17 protein-coding genes are annotated in these 15,225 nt (G+C 66.1%); 3 read left to right on the forward strand and 14 right to left on the reverse strand.

Features of this window, described 5'->3' with window-relative positions; genetic code table 11:
• Nucleotides 1-57: 57 nt before the first annotated feature.
• Together BRAS3809_RS22300 and BRAS3809_RS22305 are read left to right on the forward strand one after the other, a co-directional pair.
• Nucleotides 58-954: a hypothetical protein gene (locus tag BRAS3809_RS22300; RefSeq protein WP_008964303.1), complete on the forward strand. Its 897-nt coding sequence runs from the start codon at nucleotides 58-60 to the stop codon at nucleotides 952-954.
• A gap of 48 nt (nucleotides 955-1,002) precedes the next feature.
• A complete protein-coding gene (locus BRAS3809_RS22305) occupies nucleotides 1,003-1,344 on the forward strand; it encodes a hypothetical protein (protein WP_008964304.1) in 342 nt (113 codons plus the stop codon).
• Between the two features lie 52 nt (nucleotides 1,345-1,396).
• On the opposite strand, the gene BRAS3809_RS22310 is transcribed toward BRAS3809_RS22305, so the two are convergent.
• Genes BRAS3809_RS22310 through exbB form a run of 3 tightly spaced genes read right to left on the reverse strand, consistent with a single transcriptional unit; the run spans nucleotide 1,397 to nucleotide 3,504 of the window.
• Entirely contained in the window at nucleotides 1,397-2,302 is a 906-nt protein-coding gene (locus tag BRAS3809_RS22310; RefSeq protein ID WP_008964305.1) for an energy transducer TonB family protein, read from the reverse strand.
• Nucleotides 2,299-2,724 carry a TonB system transport protein ExbD gene (exbD, locus tag BRAS3809_RS22315; protein WP_008964306.1) on the reverse strand — a complete coding sequence of 142 codons (426 nt, stop codon included), beginning with the start codon at nucleotides 2,722-2,724 and terminating at the stop codon, nucleotides 2,299-2,301. The genes BRAS3809_RS22310 and exbD overlap by 4 nt, the downstream gene beginning before the upstream one ends.
• 3 nt (nucleotides 2,725-2,727) lie before the next feature.
• A complete protein-coding gene (gene exbB / locus BRAS3809_RS22320) occupies nucleotides 2,728-3,504 on the reverse strand; it encodes a tonB-system energizer ExbB (protein ID WP_008964307.1) in 777 nt (258 codons plus the stop codon).
• Nucleotides 3,505-3,843: 339 nt separating this feature from the next.
• On the opposite strand from exbB, the gene BRAS3809_RS22325 reads away from it, so the two are divergent.
• Complete coding sequence (locus BRAS3809_RS22325; RefSeq protein WP_240535743.1) at nucleotides 3,844-4,701, forward strand: tetratricopeptide repeat protein; 858 nt, start codon at nucleotides 3,844-3,846, stop codon at nucleotides 4,699-4,701.
• Here the strand turns inward: BRAS3809_RS22325 and BRAS3809_RS22330 are convergent.
• The 11 genes from BRAS3809_RS22330 to BRAS3809_RS22380 all read right to left on the reverse strand — a co-directional run.
• Nucleotides 4,690-5,403 carry a hypothetical protein gene (locus tag BRAS3809_RS22330; RefSeq protein WP_008964309.1) on the reverse strand — a complete coding sequence of 238 codons (714 nt, stop codon included), beginning with the start codon at nucleotides 5,401-5,403 and terminating at the stop codon, nucleotides 4,690-4,692. The genes BRAS3809_RS22325 and BRAS3809_RS22330 overlap by 12 nt on opposite strands.
• A 169-nt stretch (nucleotides 5,404-5,572) precedes the next feature.
• Nucleotides 5,573-7,366: an ABC transporter substrate-binding protein gene (locus BRAS3809_RS22335; RefSeq protein WP_035657628.1), complete on the reverse strand. Its 1,794-nt coding sequence runs from the start codon at nucleotides 7,364-7,366 to the stop codon at nucleotides 5,573-5,575.
• Nucleotides 7,367-7,436: 70 nt separating this feature from the next.
• Nucleotides 7,437-7,766 carry a DUF2160 domain-containing protein gene (locus tag BRAS3809_RS22340; RefSeq protein WP_008964311.1) on the reverse strand — a complete coding sequence of 110 codons (330 nt, stop codon included), beginning with the start codon at nucleotides 7,764-7,766 and terminating at the stop codon, nucleotides 7,437-7,439.
• Between the two features lie 226 nt (nucleotides 7,767-7,992).
• Complete coding sequence (locus tag BRAS3809_RS22345; RefSeq protein WP_008964312.1) at nucleotides 7,993-8,799, reverse strand: carbohydrate ABC transporter permease; 807 nt, start codon at nucleotides 8,797-8,799, stop codon at nucleotides 7,993-7,995.
• Nucleotides 8,796-9,701: a carbohydrate ABC transporter permease gene (locus BRAS3809_RS22350; RefSeq protein ID WP_008964313.1), complete on the reverse strand. Its 906-nt coding sequence runs from the start codon at nucleotides 9,699-9,701 to the stop codon at nucleotides 8,796-8,798. Before BRAS3809_RS22350 ends, BRAS3809_RS22345 begins: the two co-directional genes overlap by 4 nt.
• A 3-nt stretch (nucleotides 9,702-9,704) precedes the next feature.
• The gene (locus BRAS3809_RS22355) at nucleotides 9,705-10,787 is read right to left on the reverse strand and encodes an ABC transporter ATP-binding protein (RefSeq protein WP_008964314.1); all 1,083 of its coding nucleotides are present in this window, start codon (nucleotides 10,785-10,787) and stop codon (nucleotides 9,705-9,707) included.
• 13 nt (nucleotides 10,788-10,800) lie between these two features.
• Entirely contained in the window at nucleotides 10,801-11,901 is a 1,101-nt protein-coding gene (locus BRAS3809_RS22360) for an ABC transporter ATP-binding protein (protein ID WP_008964315.1), read from the reverse strand.
• Nucleotides 11,898-13,442, reverse strand: a complete 1,545-nt coding sequence (gene glpD / locus BRAS3809_RS22365) for a glycerol-3-phosphate dehydrogenase (protein ID WP_008964316.1) — start codon at nucleotides 13,440-13,442, stop codon at nucleotides 11,898-11,900. Before glpD ends, BRAS3809_RS22360 begins: the two co-directional genes overlap by 4 nt.
• Before the next feature lie 162 nt (nucleotides 13,443-13,604).
• On the reverse strand, nucleotides 13,605-14,438 hold the full coding sequence (locus BRAS3809_RS22370) for a DeoR/GlpR family DNA-binding transcription regulator (protein ID WP_008964317.1): 834 nt from the start codon (nucleotides 14,436-14,438) through the stop codon (nucleotides 13,605-13,607).
• A 164-nt stretch (nucleotides 14,439-14,602) separates the two neighbouring features.
• Nucleotides 14,603-14,794, reverse strand: a complete 192-nt coding sequence (locus BRAS3809_RS22375) for a hypothetical protein (RefSeq protein ID WP_006612520.1) — start codon at nucleotides 14,792-14,794, stop codon at nucleotides 14,603-14,605.
• Between the two features lie 217 nt (nucleotides 14,795-15,011).
• Nucleotides 15,012-15,225 (reverse strand): hypothetical protein (locus BRAS3809_RS22380; RefSeq protein ID WP_035657631.1); only part of this gene is annotated, 214 nt, incomplete at its 5' end.

Raw genomic sequence — 15,225 nt, forward strand, 5'->3', positions numbered from 1 at the left:
CCGCACGTTTTCGCCGTGCGCCCTCGTTAGCTCATCTGATCAGGGAGTGCTGGGACTATGCTGTCGGCGGATCAGACATGGGCGCGCTGTGCGAGGCGATGGAGCAGCGCAATCGCCGCCGCCGCGCTGCTGTCTCCATTCGCCGTCGTCGCCGAGGAAATCCAGGGCAACGATCCCGCCTCGCCCGGACACTTCCAGGTCGAGCAACGCTTCGGCTATCTCACGACGTTCAATCCGCAGCAGCAGAACGGCGGCCGCCGCGTGCCGCAGCGCGCGGTCACCGGCGAGACCGAGATCGGCTACTCGCCGACCGAATGGTACGAGATCGCGCTGACCTCGCCCTATGCCTTCGCCCGCACCAACGTGCCGATGGCGCTGGGCAACGTCATGGACAACGGCGTGCCCGGCTACTCATTCCAATCCGGCGGCGTCACCATTCGCCAGACCTTCATCCAGGGTGACCGGCTCGAGCGCACGGTGTTCCTGGGCCTGGTCTCGCGCACCATCCTGGCGCCGCAGGGCGGACTGACGCCGGATCTGTGGGTGGCCAACAAGGCCGGCGCCGGGCAGCCCGGCGCGCCGCGCTTCGTGCAGGAAGCCATGCCGCGCGTGGCGCAGATGTTCACACCCATCGTCGGCGTCAACCTGCCCGACGACTATCAACTGATCTTCAACGCCAACATGACGCTCGGCATCGATGGCGCGGGCTCGGCCTTCGAGCCGTCGATCCGCTTCGTCAAGCGCCTGAGCGACCGCTGGACCGTCGGCATCGAGCACTTCGCCAATCTCGGCCCGATCGGCCACGTCCTGCCTTGGCATCAGCAGATGCAGACGCTCTACGCCGTCGCCGACACGAAGTTCAAGGGCTTCGAACTCAGCTTCGGCGTCGGCTACGGACTGACCAACGCCTCGCGCGGGCTCGCGATCAAGACCAGCATCGGCAAGGACTTCTGATCCGCGCTCCGCCCCTTCCTACGTTCTCACACCAAAAGGACTCTCGTCATGCGTCGTCTCGTCTCCGCCTGTGCGCTTCTCCTGCTGGCCGGCTCCGCCGCGTCAGGCGAGGACGGTCCGCGCTTTCTCAACCGTACCGGGCAGACCATCGTGAAAATGTACCTGGCTGCGGCGGGCACCAGGAACTGGGGCGCCGACCAGTGCAAGAACGACGACGAGGGCGAGGTCGACCACAACGAGCGCATGACCCTGGTCGGCGTCAAATCGGGCCGCTACGACATCAAGCTGTCAGAAAAGGGCGGCCGCACCTGCGTCGCCAAGAACATCGAGCTCAAGGAAGGCGCGCAATTCGTCGTACGCGATACCGATCTGACGGACTGCTCCAAATAGAGTGCCGCGATCACCGTTGGCTACGGTCAGGCCGGCAATGCCGGCTGCCCGCTCATTGCGGCCGGACGCGAATCGGGATCGCCAGCGAGATCTGGGACTGGGTCATCGCGGGCGGGAACGGCGGAAAGGGCTGGGCGCGATCGACCAGCTCGAGTGCGGCCCGGTCCACGGTCGGAGACCCCGAGCTCGAGGCGATCCGCCGCGAGACGAGCCGCCCGTTGCGCGCGATGACGGCGCTCACGCTCACCGTTCCCCCCTCTTTGCTCCCGCTTGAAATCGTGTTGTAGCGCCGGAAATGGGCAATGAACTCACTGTTCCAGCTGGCCCTGCCCTCCCTTGCACCGTCGCTGTCGGCGCCCGCGTTCGGCGCAGCGGCCACGCGCGCGGGGCGGCTAGGCGGCGCCGCGACCGGCTTGGGCGCCGCTGGCTTTCTCTCGGCCGCCTTGGTGTCCTTCCTCTCCAGCGGCTTGCGCTCGACGTGCTCCGGCGCGGGAGCGGGCTTCGGCTCCGGGCTCGCTTCGATCGGTTTGGGCGGCGGTGGCGGCGGCAGCACGACGTCGTCGGCGCGCGGCGGCTCGGGAGCGAGCGCAACCTGCGGCGTCGGGTCGGGCTGCGCCATCACCTGCGGCTCGGGATCAGGCTGGGCCTGCGGCACCGGCTCTGCGACGGCCTCGCGCGCGACCGGCTCTTCCTTGGCGAGCTCCTCCTTCGGCTGTGGCGGGGCCGGCTCGGCCTGCGGTGCCTCCTGGACCGTCGGCGCGGGCTCGCTCACGACAGCCGGCGTGAACACGACATCAAAGGCGTCGGCCTGCGCGCGTCCGTCTGGCACCGGCCGCAGCAGCAGATAGCCCGCGACGAGCCCGACATGCAGCACTGCCACCGAGATCGCGGCCGTGGTCCACAGCGTCCGCTCGCGGCGTTCCTCATGGTCGAAAGGATCGAGCGTCAGGACGCTCACGGCGCGCTCCGGTCTTCCAGCGCGACCAGCGCCACCTTGGTGTAGCCGGCACGGCGCAAGGTGTTCATCAGCGCCATCACCTCGCCATAGGGCAGCGTCTGGTCGGCGCGCAGCAGCACGCGCTGACCGTGATCGGACTTGGTGGCGGCATCCAGCGAGGCGGCGATGTCGGCCTGGGCGACGCTCTGGTCGCCGACGGCGAGCGAGCGGTCCGCCTTGAAGGTCACGAAGACAGGCGTTTCCGCGCGCGGCTGCGGCTCGGCGGAAATCGCCGGCAGATTGACCGGGATGTCGACGGTGGCGAGCGGCGCGGCGACCATGAAGATGATCAGCAGCACCAGCATGACGTCGATGAACGGCGTCACGTTGATGTCGTGCGTCTCCTCGAACTCATCGGGACGCCGGGCGAGCTTGACGGCCATGGCTCACTCCGCCGGATTGGCGATCGACAGCAGCGGTGCATCGACCGCGCGGATCGCGCTGCGCCGCGCTTCCGCAGGACCCGCGTGTTGACGGTCGAGATCGCGGCTGAGCAGGCGCATCACGGCAACCGATGCATCGGCGATGACGGCGCGATAACCGCCTGTGGCGCGCGCGAACAGGTTGTAGATGACGACCGCCGGAATCGCCGCCGCGAGGCCGAAGGCCGTGGCGAGCAGCGCCTCGGCGATGCCCGGCGCGACCACCGCGAGATTCGTGGTGTGGGCATGCGAGATGCCGATGAAGCTGTTCATGATGCCCCAGACCGTGCCGAACAGGCCGACGAACGGACCAACCGCGCCGACGGTGGCGAGAATGCCGATGCCGCGGCCGATGCGCGCCACCGCCGCCGCCTCGATCCGCTCGAACTGCCAGGAGACCCGCTCCTTGATGCCATCCGCCGGCAGACCGCGCGACTTGTCGATCTCGTCCTCGGCCACGGCCAGCAGCCGGCCCACGACGCCGCCGTCGGCGGACACCCGCCCGGCGGCCTCCGGCAACGCGCGCGCCGCCATTGCAATCCCGAGCGCGCCGCGCGCCGTGCGCAACGCCGAGCGAAGCTGGATCGTCTTGACCACCAGAACGGTCCAGGTCGCCACCGAGGCGAGCGCCAGCCCGATCATGACCGCCTTCACGACGATGTCGGCCTGCATGAACATGGTCCAGGGCGACAATGCTTCGGGAAGCGTGCTCGCGAGACTGGCGATGTGCGCCTGATCCATGGCCGTACTCCCTCGATGGCCCCGTGCTTGGTGATCGCGATGCCGGCGCGGATCGCATCGCGCGGCGCCGGATCGGAGTGAGGCCTTGTTGTTTCGCGCCGTTGAGGCGAAGTCGCGGCGAAGAGCGCGACAATCCCGACGCCAAAGAGTGCCGCCTGTCCTGCTCGGCTTCAAGGCGCTTGCGGCGTGGAAGTTGTCCCATGCGGCCCGGGAAAAATTCCCGAATGGAACGGGGGCAAGCGCGTGCCGCGTGACGCTCGCGCATCTTCGACTTCGCTCCCGCTCAATCCCGTCCGGTCGGCGCTCGCAGCAGGAGGATGGGCCGGCAGCCGAGCTCAGTTGCGCGGCTCACCATGTGTGATTCGATGTATGATCGCGGACATGAGCGAAACCACCGAAGACATCGCGCGCCGGGCGGCGGCCGCTTTCAACGCAGGACGCGCCGCAGAGGCGCGACGGCTGTGCGAAACGGGCTTGAGACAAAGCCCGGACGACGCGATCTTGAGCCATCTGCTTGCAGCAGTGCTGTTCGCGGTCGAGGACACCGCCGCCGCACGGTTGCACATCGAGACCAGCGTGTCCCGCCGGCCGGACCATGCCGCAGCCCGGCTGCTTGCCGCGCGCATCGCGCGGGTGGCGAAGGATTTCGAACCCGCGCTCGCCCATGTCGATCGCGCCATCGCGCTGTCGCCGCACCGCGAGGCCTTCATCGAAAAGGCACGCATCCTCGATCAGGCGGGCATGGCGCCCCAGGCGCTGGCCGCGTGGCAGGCGATCCTCAAGGTCATGCCGGCGCACGAGGAGGCGCTCGCGCGGCTCGGACGCCTGTCCTGGGAGACCGGCGATCTCGATGCGGCGCGGGACGTCCTCGAGCGCGCCGCCGGCCCGGCCGCGCCCGCCTCGGTCTGGTTCGATCTCGGGCTGGTACGGCAGGACGCTTCGGATCTCGCTGGAGCTGCCGCAGCCTATCGCCGCGCATTGGCGGTCAAGCCGGATCACGCCGAAGCGGCGCTCAATCTCGGGACCGTGCTGCAGGAGAGCGGCGAGCCCGACGCGGCCATGCAGGCCTACGCCAATGCCTACCGGCTTCGCCCCCAGATGTTCGGGGCGATCGCCATGGCGCTCACCTCTGCGCCGCATGGCAGACTTTGGATCGACCCTGCCGCATTGAAGCGCGCCCTCGGCTCAGCCTTGTAGGCGGCCGCGGCGCGCGCGAAATCTCTTGCGGTACACGTTGGGTGTGGCGAGCACCTCGGCCACCGTCGCGGCGTAGGTCTCGCGCTGCGCATCGTCGAGCGTCTCGAACACCAGCTGTGGCGGCTCGCGCAAGACGGCGAAGCACTGCGCAACCGGCGTTCCCTTGGGCAGGACGCCGGTGAAATCCGGATCCAGCCAGAGCGCTGGAAAATTGATGCCGCCGTCGTGGAAGCGATCGGCATCGACGAGGCCCGACAGGGTCCGGAATGGCAAGTCCTCGCGATTGACCGGATGCGTCGCGAACAGCGACCAGCCGGCGTCGCACTCGATCGTCCAGAAGGAATTGAACTTGATGGCCGCCTGCTGATCCGACGCGAACGGCGCGCCGGCCAATTGCGCCGCGACATGAAAGCTCAGGGGCGCACGAGGATGTCCCTTGGTCACGGGCGCCGGAATGTCCCATTCCCAGGCGAATGCGCCGTGCTCGACGCTGATGTCGCAGGGCAGCAGAATCATGACGCCGTAGGCCATCGCATCGACGAAGGGCGGACACTGCTTGACGGTTCGGATGTCGCGTCCGTGAATCTCCGAATGCGCCGAAGCAGGCATCTGCCGCAACCAATCGGGCAGCACGGTTCTGGCCCGCACCGGCCGCGGCAGGTGATCCACAAGGGCGGGATCACAGCGAAAGGTCATGCGCATCGCTATTTCCAGTGGCTCGAACCAAGTCTCATCGGGGTGACGAGCAGCGCGATCCGAACGCGCATGATCAGACAAGTCAACGAAAAAGAAGAAGGCCGGGATTGCTCCCGGCCTTCCAAGCTTCCGACGGACGAACCGACCTGTCGCCGGTCCGCCGCAGGAGCGGCTGTTACTTCGCCTCGGCGCGCTTCGGGGGCGACGCCGGCCACGACTTGATCAGCGTGTCGTAGTCGACCGTCTCACCCTTCGGCTTCTCGTTCGCAAGCTTGCGCTGCGGAGCGATGTTGCCGTCCTTGGCCGACTTGTTGAACCAGTACTCGGCCGATTCCTTCTTGTTCAGCTTCGGACCGCAGTCGCCCTGCACCTTGGACTTCTCGAGACGCTCGAGGACGGAGTCCTGAGCGGCGGCGAGCGCATCCATCGCGGCCTGCGGCGTCTTCGCACCCGACGACGCATCGCCGATGTTCTGCCACCACAGCTGAGCGAGCTTCGGATAGTCGGGCACGTTGTTGCCGGTCGGGGTCCACTGCACGCGGGCGGGCGAGCGGTAGAACTCGATCAGACCGCCGAGCTTCGGAGCACGCTCGGTGAACGACTTGTCCCAGATGTCCGATTCACGGATGAAGGTCAGACCGACATGGCTCTTCTTCAGGCTGACCGTCTTGGAGACGATGAACTGCAGATAGAGCCAGGCGGCCTTGCGGCGATCGACCGGCGTGGACTTCAGCAGCGTCGCCGATCCCACGTCCTGATAGCCGAGCTTCATGCCTTCCTTCCAGTAGGAGCCGTGCGGCGACGGAGCCATGCGCCACTTCGGCGTACCGTCGGCGTTCATCACCGGCAGGCCGGGCTTGACCATGTCGGCGGTGAAGGCGGTGTACCAGAAGATCTGCTGGGCGATGTTGCCCTGCGACGGCACCGGACCGGATTCGGAGAAGGTCATGCCCTGGGCCTGCGGCGGAGCATACTTCTTCATCCAGTCGAGATATTTGACGATCGAATAGACCGCCGCCGGGCCGTTGGTGTCGCCACCGCGCTCGACCGACGAGCCGACCGGACGGCAGCCTTCCATGCGGATGCCCCATTCGTCGACCGGCAGGCCGTTCGGAATGCCCTTGTCGCCGTTGCCGGCCATCGACAGCCAGGCGTCGGTGAAGCGCCAGCCGAGCGAGGGATCCTTCTTGCCGTAGTCCATGTGGCCATAGACGCGGACGCCGTTGATCTCCTTCACGTCGTTGGTGAAGAAGTCGGCGATGTCCTCGTAGGCCGACCAGTTCACCGGCACGCCCAGATCATAGCCGTACTTGGCCTTGAACTTGGCCTTGTATTCCGGGTTGGTGAACCAGTCGTAGCGGAACCAATAGAGGTTGGCGAACTGCTGGTCGGGCAGCTGATACAAATGACCGTTGGGCGCGGTGGTGAAGGACTTGCCGATGAAGTCGTTGATGTCCAGATACGGATCGGTGACGTCCTTGGCGTCCTTCGCCATCCAGTCCGTCAGGTCGACGGCCTGGCCGTAGCGGAAATGGGTGCCGATGAAGTCGGAGTCGTTGATCCAGCCGTCGTAGACGTTCTTGCCCGACTGCATCTGGGTCTGGATCTTTTCGACGACGTCACCTTCCTGGATGATGTCGTGCTTGATCTTGATGCCGGTGATCTCCTCGAACGCCTTCGCCAGCGTCTTCGACTCGTATTCGTGAGTCGTCAGCGTCTCGGAGACGACGTTGATCTCCATGCCCTTGAAGGGTTCAGCGGCCTTGATGAACCACTGCATCTCCTTCAACTGGTCGTCCTTTGACAAGGTCGACGGCTGGAATTCGCTGTCGATCCACTTCTTCGCGGCGGCCTCGTCGGCCTTCGCAACGGACATGGTCATGCTCGCGGCGAGCAGCGCCGCGGCGCTGGTCATCGCGAGATAGCTGGCCTTGGTCAGGTGATGCTTCCTACGCTTTAAGTGTCGCATGCTTTCCTCCTTGAGCGACAGACGTATTCCAGGTCCGGGTTGCCCCCGGATCTGCCCCTTTTCCCCTGCGTCAGACGGTGCGGAAGATCGCAACGGCGGACGCAAGCGAAATTGCGGTCGCGAGCCACAGGCTCGAGACCTCGAATCCATCCTCGCCGACCGGCAAGGACGTGATCGTATCGGTGCCGATCAGGCCGATCCAGGCGAGATGGATCACAGCAGCCAGAATCAGCGAGATGAACAGCCGGTCGCCGCGCGTGGTCGGAATGCGCAGCACGCCGACCCGCTCGGCCTCCGGATAGCGCGCGGCGAGCCAAGTCATGACCGCCAGCGTACAGGCCAGCGCGGCGAAGAAGATCGCCGTCGGCAAGGTCCAGGCCATCCATGCGATATTGTCCATGGCTAGTAGCTCCAGGCTTCGGCTGACGCAGAGAAGAAACATGCTCTCGCGTCGATGGCGGTGCGCTCCCCTCCCCCCGTGCGAAGCGGAGCTTCGCTAGGCGGCGACGAGTTGTGGGTGGGGGTCCCCACAAAGACTGCCCGTGGGATACCCCGCTCCCCAGCCCTGCCCCACAAGGGGGAAGCGAGCACACTGAGCTTCTGGTGGACAGCGGGCGCCCGCATCATCACACCCGTCCCAGCGCGAAGCCGCGCGCGATGTAGTTGCGGACGAACCAGATGACGAGCGCGCCGGGGATGATCGTCAGCACGCCGGCGGCCGCGAGCAGGCCCCAGTCCATGCCGGCAGCCGACACCGTGCGGGTCATGACCGCCGAAATCGGCTTGGCGTCGACCGAGGTCAGCGTACGCGCGAGCAAGAGCTCGACCCAGGAGAACATGAAGCAGAAGAAGGCGGCGACACCGATGCCGCTCGCGATCAGCGGCACCAGGATCTTCACGAAGAAGCGCGGGAACGAGTAGCCGTCCAGGAACGCGGTCTCGTCGATCTCGCGCGGCACCGACGACACGAAGCCCTCCAGGATCCACACCGCTAGCGGGATGTTGAAGATGCAGTGCGCCAGCGCAACCGCCCAGGGCGTGTCGAACAGGCCGATCGCCGAGTACAAATTGAAGAACGGCAGCGCATAGACCGCCGCCGGCGCCATGCGGTTCGACAATAGCCAGAAGAACAGGTGCTTGTCGCCGAGGAAGCGGTAGCGCGAGAACGCGTACGCCGCCGGCAGCGCCACCAGGATCGAGATCACCGTGTTGATGATCACGTATTTCAGCGAGTTGATGTAGCCGGAATACCAGCTCTCATCGGTGAAGATGCGCATGTAATTGGCCAGCGTCGGCTGATGCGGCCAGAGCGTCATCGTGCTGACGATCTCGTTGTTGGTCTTGAAGCTCATGTTGACGAGCCAGTAGATCGGCAACAGCAGGAAGACCAGGAACAGCGAGATGATGATGCGGCGGCCCGGAATGGTGTTCATTGCGCGCCCCCTTCCACCGGCCGGCGCTCGGCGCCGGCATTGGTCATGATGGTATAGAACACCCAGCAGACGATCAGGATGATCAGGTTGTAGACCAGCGACAGCGCCGCCGCCTTGCCGAGGTCGAACTGGCCGAGCGCGATCTTGACCAGCTCGATCGAGATGAAGGTCGTCGAATTGCCAGGGCCGCCGCCGGTCACCACGAACGGCTCGGTGTAGATCATGAAGCTGTCCATGAAGCGCAGCAGCACGGCGATCAGCAGCACGCGGTGCATCTTCGGCAGCTGGATCGCCGTGAATACCGCCCAGCGCGAGGCGCCGTCGATCTGCGCCGCCTGGTAGTACGCGTCGGGAATGGACTTCAAGCCGGCATAGCAGAGCAGCGCCACCAGGCTGGTCCAGTGCCAGACGTCCATCAGGATGACGGTGAACCAGGCATCCAGGTTGTTCGAAACGTAATTGTAGCTGATCCCTGCACGATTCAGCGCGTAGCCGAGCAGCCCGATGTCCTCGCGGCCGAAGATCTGCCAGATGGTGCCGACGACGTTCCATGGGATCAGCAGCGGCAGAGCGAGCACGACGAGACACAGGGCCACCGTCCAGCCGCCGCGCGGCATGGACAGCGCGACCAGGATGCCAAGCGGCACTTCGAGCGAGAGGATGACGCCCGAGAAGATCAGATTGCGCCACAGCGACGCGAGGAAGCGGCCGCCGAGATCGGTCGAGGGGTCGAGCAGCTCCTTGAACCAGCCGACGCCGTTCCAGAAGAACTGGTTGTTGCCGAAGGTGTCCTGCATCGAATAGTTCACCACCGTCATCAGCGGCAGGATCGCGGAGAACGCGACCAGCAGGAACACCGGCAGCACCAGGAACCAGGCCTTGTTGTTGATGGTCTTGTCCATCACTCAGGCTCCCTCGACCAGACGGCTGTCGGCATAGACGTGGACATTGGCCGGATTGAACTTCAGCCCGATCGCCGAGCCCGATGGCGAGAAGCCGGCCGGCAGGCGCGCGGCGAACTTGGCGTCGCCGACGCGGACACGGGCGAAGCGGATGCGGCCGAGATCGTCGACCCGCTCGATATTGGCGTCGAGCAGGCCCGGTCCCGGCTGCGCGACATCGACGAATTCGGGGCGCACGCCGATCTCGATCTTGGCGCCGGCAGGCAGGGTGTCGTAGCTGCGCGAAAGCTGCAGCGTGTGGCCGGCAATGCGGGCCTCGCGGCCTTTGACCTCGGCGGACAGGATGTTCATGCCGGGCGAGCCGATGAAATAGCCGACGAAAGTGTGCGCCGGCTTGTCGAACAACTCCGCCGGCGTGCCGCTCTGCACGACACGGCCGTCATGCATGACGACGACGGTGTCGGCGAAGGTCAGCGCCTCGGTCTGGTCGTGGGTGACGTAGATCATCGTGAGGTCGAGCTCGCGATGCAGCGCCTTCAGCTTCGAGCGCAGCTGCCATTTCAGCTCGGGATCGATCACCGTCAGCGGCTCGTCGAACAGCACGGCGGCGACGTCCGAGCGCACCAGGCCGCGGCCGAGCGAGATCTTCTGCTTGGCGTCCGCCGTGAGCCCCGTCGCCTTGCGGTTCAGATCCGGCGTGAGATCGAGCAGACGCGCGATCTCGGCGACGCGCTTGTCGATCTCGGCCCTGGGCACGCCGCGGTTCTTCAGCGGGAAGGCGAGATTTTCGCCGACCGTCATGGTGTCGTAGATGACCGGGAACTGGAACACCTGCGCGATGTTGCGCTGCCGGGTCGACGCTTTCGTGATGTCGGCGCCGTCGAACAGGATCTTGCCGCGCGAGGGCGTCAGGATGCCTGAGATCAGATTGAGCAGCGTGGTCTTGCCGCAGCCGGAAGGACCGAGCAGCGCGTAGGCGCCGCCCTGCCGCCAAGTCATCGTCACCGGCTTCAGCGCGAAGCTTTCGATGTCGGCGTCGTTGCCGTGGTAGGACTGGGCGAGATCGACGAGGTCAATGCGGGCCATGCGGCATCTCCCTCTAAAGGCTCGTGGGTGCCGCGACCAGGCGGTCGCCGGCATCGAAGACGAAGACGTTGGACGGATCGAGCACGGCATCGAGGATGTCGCCCGGCTCGTACTCATGGACGCCGTGCAGCACGGCCACCCAGTTCATGCCGTCGCGCGTCAGATGCACGAAGCTCTCCGACCCCGTGATCTCGGTGACCGACACCGTTGCCGGGAAGGCATGGCCGCCATGGTTGCCGTCGGCCTTGCTGCCGTCAGCTTTGGCGAGCCCGAGCTGGTGCGGGCGGAAGCCGACGCGATAGCTGCCATCGGACAGAGTGGCATAAAGCCCGACGGCCGGCGCCTCGACGCCGCCGGCATAATGCACGCTGTCGCCCTGCTTCTGAATCCCGACCGTGTTCATCGGCGGATCCGAGAACACCTGGCCGACGCGCAAGGTGTCGGGACGGCGATACACCGCCGTGGTGTCGCCGACCTGCAGGGCCTGCCCTTCCCACATGCACACGGTGCGGCCGCCGAGCAGCAGCGCTTCCGACGGCTCGGTCGTGGCGTAGACGAAGATCGCGCCGGACGCCTCGAAGATGCGCGGCAGCTCGGCGCGCAGCTCCTCGCGCAGCTTGTAGTCGAGATTGGCCAGGGGCTCGTCGAGCAGCACGAGATCGGCGCCCTTCACCAGCGCCCGCGCGATCGCGGTGCGCTGCTGCTGGCCGCCGGAGAGCTGCAGCGGCGTGCGCTTCAGATAAGGCTCGAGCCGGAGCAGCTTGGCGGCCTCCGCGACGCGCTTCTCGATCTCCTCGCGCGGCTTGCCCTGCACGCGCAGCGGCGAGGCGATGTTTTCGTACACGCTGAGCGAGGGGTAATTGATGAACTGCTGATACACCATCGCGACCGAGCGTTGCCGCACGTCGGCGCCGGTGACGTCCTTGCCGTCGACCAGCACCCGGCCCGTGGTCGGCCTGTCCAGGCCCGCGAGCAGCCGCATGATCGAGGTCTTGCCGGACAAGGTCGGTCCGAGCAGCACGCTCAGCGTGCCGCGCTGCAAGGTCAGCGAGACGTCGCGAATGGTGGTGACCCCGTCGACGACGCGAGACACGTGATCGAGCGTGACGCTCATGCGCGCCCCCCCGCTTCGCGCGCCGTCACGATGGAGCGATCACGCTGGGCCGTGATCCACGCATCGAGCGCGGCAATCTCAGCCGCCGACATCCGCAACCCCAGCTTCGATCGCCGCCACACAATGTCCTCGGCCGTCAACGCCCACTCGTTCGTCATCAGGTACCTGACTTCGCGCTCCGTCAAGGTGCCACCGAAATCCTGGCCGAGATCGGCCAAAGATGTCGCACCTGCGAGCATGGTTTGAGCCCGCGTGCCATAGGCATGAGCGATGCGCTTCGCATGTGCATCTGACAGGAAGGGATAGGACTTGCGCAGGTCGCTGACCAGCGGGGCAACGGCGTCGACCTTCATGTCGCCACCGGGCAGCGCCGCGCGGCCGGTCCAGCCCTCCTCGGCCTTGTCGCCCTTGAGATACGGGCCGAGGCGCTCGAGCGCCTCCTCCGACAGCCGCCGGTAGGTGGTGATCTTGCCGCCATAGATCGACAGCAGCGGCAGCCCGCCCGGCGTATCGAGCTCGAACACGTAGTCTCGCGTCGCCGCCTTGGCCTCGCTGGCGCCGTCGTCATAGAGCGGGCGCACGCCGGAATAGCTCCACACCACGTCGGCCGGCGTCACCGGCTTGGCGATGTATTCGCCGAGCGCGGCGCAGAGATAGGCGATCTCCTCGTCGGTCGCCTTCACCTTGGCCGGGTCGCCCTGGTAGTCGCGATCGGTGGTGCCGATCAGCGTGAAATCCTGCTGATACGGAATCGCAAAGATGATGCGGCCATCGGCGTTCTGGAAGATGTAGGCGCGGTCGTGGTCGTAGAGCTTGCGCACCACGATGTGCGAGCCCTGCACCAGGCGTACCTTGGCCTTGGCATTGACGCCGGCGCCAGTCGACAGCACCTGCTCGACCCAGGGGCCGGCCGCATTGACCAGCGCGCGCGCCTTGATGGTCTCGCGCTCGCCGGTCTGGGTGTTCTCGGTGGTGACCAGCCAGTGGCTGCCATCCTGCCGGATTTCCGTCGCGCGGGTGCGCGTGCGGATCACTGCGCCACGATCAGCGGCATCGCGTGCGGTCAGTACCACGAGGCGGGCGTCGTCGACGAAGCAGTCGGAATATTCGAAGCCGCTGGCGTAGCGGCCGGAGATCAGCGGACGGCCGACCTCGTCGCTGCGCAGGTTCACCGAGCGCGTCGGCGGCAGCAGCTTGCGGCCGCCGAGATGGTCATAGAGGAACAGGCCGAGCCGCAGCAGCCACGCCGGACGCAGGCCGGAATGATGCGGCAGAACGAAGCGCAGCGGGCGGATGATGTGGGGCGCGATCTGCCACAGGATCTCGCGCTCGATCAGCGCCTCGCGGACCAGGCGAAACTCGTAATATTCGAGATAGCGCAGGCCGCCATGGACGAGCTTGGTCGACCAGGACGAGGTTCCGCTGGCCAGGTCGTTCATTTCGCAGAGAAAAACGGAATTTCCGCGTCCGGCCGCATCGCGCGCGATGCCGCAGCCATTCACGCCGCCTCCGACAATGGCGAGGTCGTAGATCCGCTCCACCCGACGCTTCCCCCAGCAATCGCCTTCAGGCCGGCGATTTCACTTTCGGTTTCGAGTTAATCACAAACGAAAGTGAAAGCAAATCGAATTTCGCATGTTGGGCCATGATTGGGCAAAACCTGCCCAAACCAGAAACAAACGGCCTCGGAGAGCGGCGGGAGGTCAGGCGCGGCGGAGCGCGGTCGCGGGTGCGGTTTCGGTTGCCTCTGCGGCCTCATCCGCCTCGTCGGCGGGCATTGCCGACACCACCTCGATGCCGCGGCTGTCGCACAGGCTGGCGAGCCCGTCGGGCAACGGGCGGTCGGTGACGAAGGTCTGGATCTGGCTGAGATGGGCGATGCGCACCGGCGCGCTGCGATGAAGCTTGGTGGAATCCGCCACCAGCATCACGCTGCGGGCATTGGCGATGATCGCCTGCGCCACCTGCACCTCGCGATAGTCGAAGTCGAGCAGCGCGCCCTCCTCGTCGATCGCGGACGCCCCGATGATCGCGTAGTCGACCTTGAACTGGCCGATCAGCTGCGTCGCCGTCGAGCCGACCACGCCGCCATCCGAGCGCCGCACCGTGCCGCCGGCCACGATCACCTCGATGCGCGGATGCGGATAGAGCAGCATCGCGACGTTGAGATTGTTGGTGATGACGAGCAGATCCTGGTGCGAGGTCAGCGCGCTCGCCACCTCCTCGGTCGTCGTGCCGATGTTGATGAAGAGCGAGGAGCCGTTGGGGATCCGCGCCGCCGCGATCGCCCCGATCGCCTTCTTCTCGTCGGCGGCGACGAACCGCCGCGCCTCGTAGGCGAGGTTCTCGACCCCCGAGGCGATGATGGCGCCGCCATGGATGCGCGTCAGCGCGCGCTGCTCGCAGAGGTCGTTGAGATCCTTGCGGATGGTCTGCGCCGAGACTTCGAACCGGCGCGCGAGATCCTCCACCATGACGCGGCCGGAGGCGCGGGCGATGTTGAGGATGTCGGTCTGACGTTGGGAGAGCACGGCCATGGCAAGCTTTCGGGAAACGAGCTGCACCATGGTGATGCTGATCGAGTCAAGGGTCAATCAGCGAACGCTTCGAACGCACCGCAACAATCACCGGCATCGCGCGCGCAGGACGGCTGTGTCCGGGCTCCGATCCGGACGCGGCCGGCACCTTCGGAAGCGATGGCTCAGGCCGCCGCGCTGAGCTCCCCCGTGACGATTCGCAGCGCCGCGCGCTCGGCCTCGCGGGCATTGCGAAACACCTGGCCTTCGAGCGCATTGAAGCGATGCGACGCCGCGAAGAAGCGGAAGCCGCCGCGATCCCGCACGACGATCCCCGCCGCCTGGGAGCTGACCTCGATGATGTAGGTGTCGGACATTGCGAAATCCCGTCATTCATTCCGGGGCATATAACGGAACGCGGAGGGGAATGTTCCCTGCGGCGCCCGCAGCGTCGGTCCACGTCGGGAGGTCAGCAGGCGATTCTGTCGGCGATATGTTTGATCGATGCTCGCTTGATGATGAGATGTTGCGCCGGGCGAGGTGCCGCAGCGCAACCAAACATGCGGGTCGGACGGGACGACGACGCGCTCCACATCAATGCGGGTCGTTCGGGACCAGGGTGGCCTTGCGGTGCGCATCGTCGGCCGCGCCGAGACGGTCCTGATGGTGGCCGAGCAGCTGATAGATCGTGCGGAGATCGCGCAGCACCTCGACGTGGTGCTGGCGAAATGCACTCAGCTGAATCTCGTAGACTCCGATCCGCCGTTCTGCATGCAGCAGCCGCTGCTGCAGCTTCTTGAGGACCTCC

Source organism: Bradyrhizobium sp. STM 3809 (assembly GCF_000239795.1).
Lineage (GTDB): Bacteria > Pseudomonadota > Alphaproteobacteria > Rhizobiales > Xanthobacteraceae > Bradyrhizobium.

Coding starts and splice junctions, on each gene's coding strand:
- BRAS3809_RS22300 (WP_008964303.1), top strand. CDS start 58: ATGCTGTCGGCGGATCAGACATGGGCGCGCTGTGCGAGGCGATGGAGC.
- BRAS3809_RS22305 (WP_008964304.1), top strand. CDS start 1,003: ATGCGTCGTCTCGTCTCCGCCTGTGCGCTTCTCCTGCTGGCCGGCTCC.
- exbD (WP_008964306.1), bottom strand. CDS start 2,724: ATGGCCGTCAAGCTCGCCCGGCGTCCCGATGAGTTCGAGGAGACGCAC.
- exbB (WP_008964307.1), bottom strand. CDS start 3,504: ATGGATCAGGCGCACATCGCCAGTCTCGCGAGCACGCTTCCCGAAGCA.
- BRAS3809_RS22330 (WP_008964309.1), bottom strand. CDS start 5,403: ATGCGCATGACCTTTCGCTGTGATCCCGCCCTTGTGGATCACCTGCCG.
- BRAS3809_RS22335 (WP_035657628.1), bottom strand. CDS start 7,366: ATGCGACACTTAAAGCGTAGGAAGCATCACCTGACCAAGGCCAGCTAT.
- BRAS3809_RS22340 (WP_008964311.1), bottom strand. CDS start 7,766: ATGGACAATATCGCATGGATGGCCTGGACCTTGCCGACGGCGATCTTC.
- BRAS3809_RS22345 (WP_008964312.1), bottom strand. CDS start 8,799: ATGAACACCATTCCGGGCCGCCGCATCATCATCTCGCTGTTCCTGGTC.
- BRAS3809_RS22350 (WP_008964313.1), bottom strand. CDS start 9,701: ATGGACAAGACCATCAACAACAAGGCCTGGTTCCTGGTGCTGCCGGTG.
- BRAS3809_RS22355 (WP_008964314.1), bottom strand. CDS start 10,787: ATGGCCCGCATTGACCTCGTCGATCTCGCCCAGTCCTACCACGGCAAC.
- BRAS3809_RS22360 (WP_008964315.1), bottom strand. CDS start 11,901: ATGAGCGTCACGCTCGATCACGTGTCTCGCGTCGTCGACGGGGTCACC.
- BRAS3809_RS22370 (WP_008964317.1), bottom strand. CDS start 14,438: ATGGCCGTGCTCTCCCAACGTCAGACCGACATCCTCAACATCGCCCGC.
- BRAS3809_RS22375 (WP_006612520.1), bottom strand. CDS start 14,794: ATGTCCGACACCTACATCATCGAGGTCAGCTCCCAGGCGGCGGGGATC.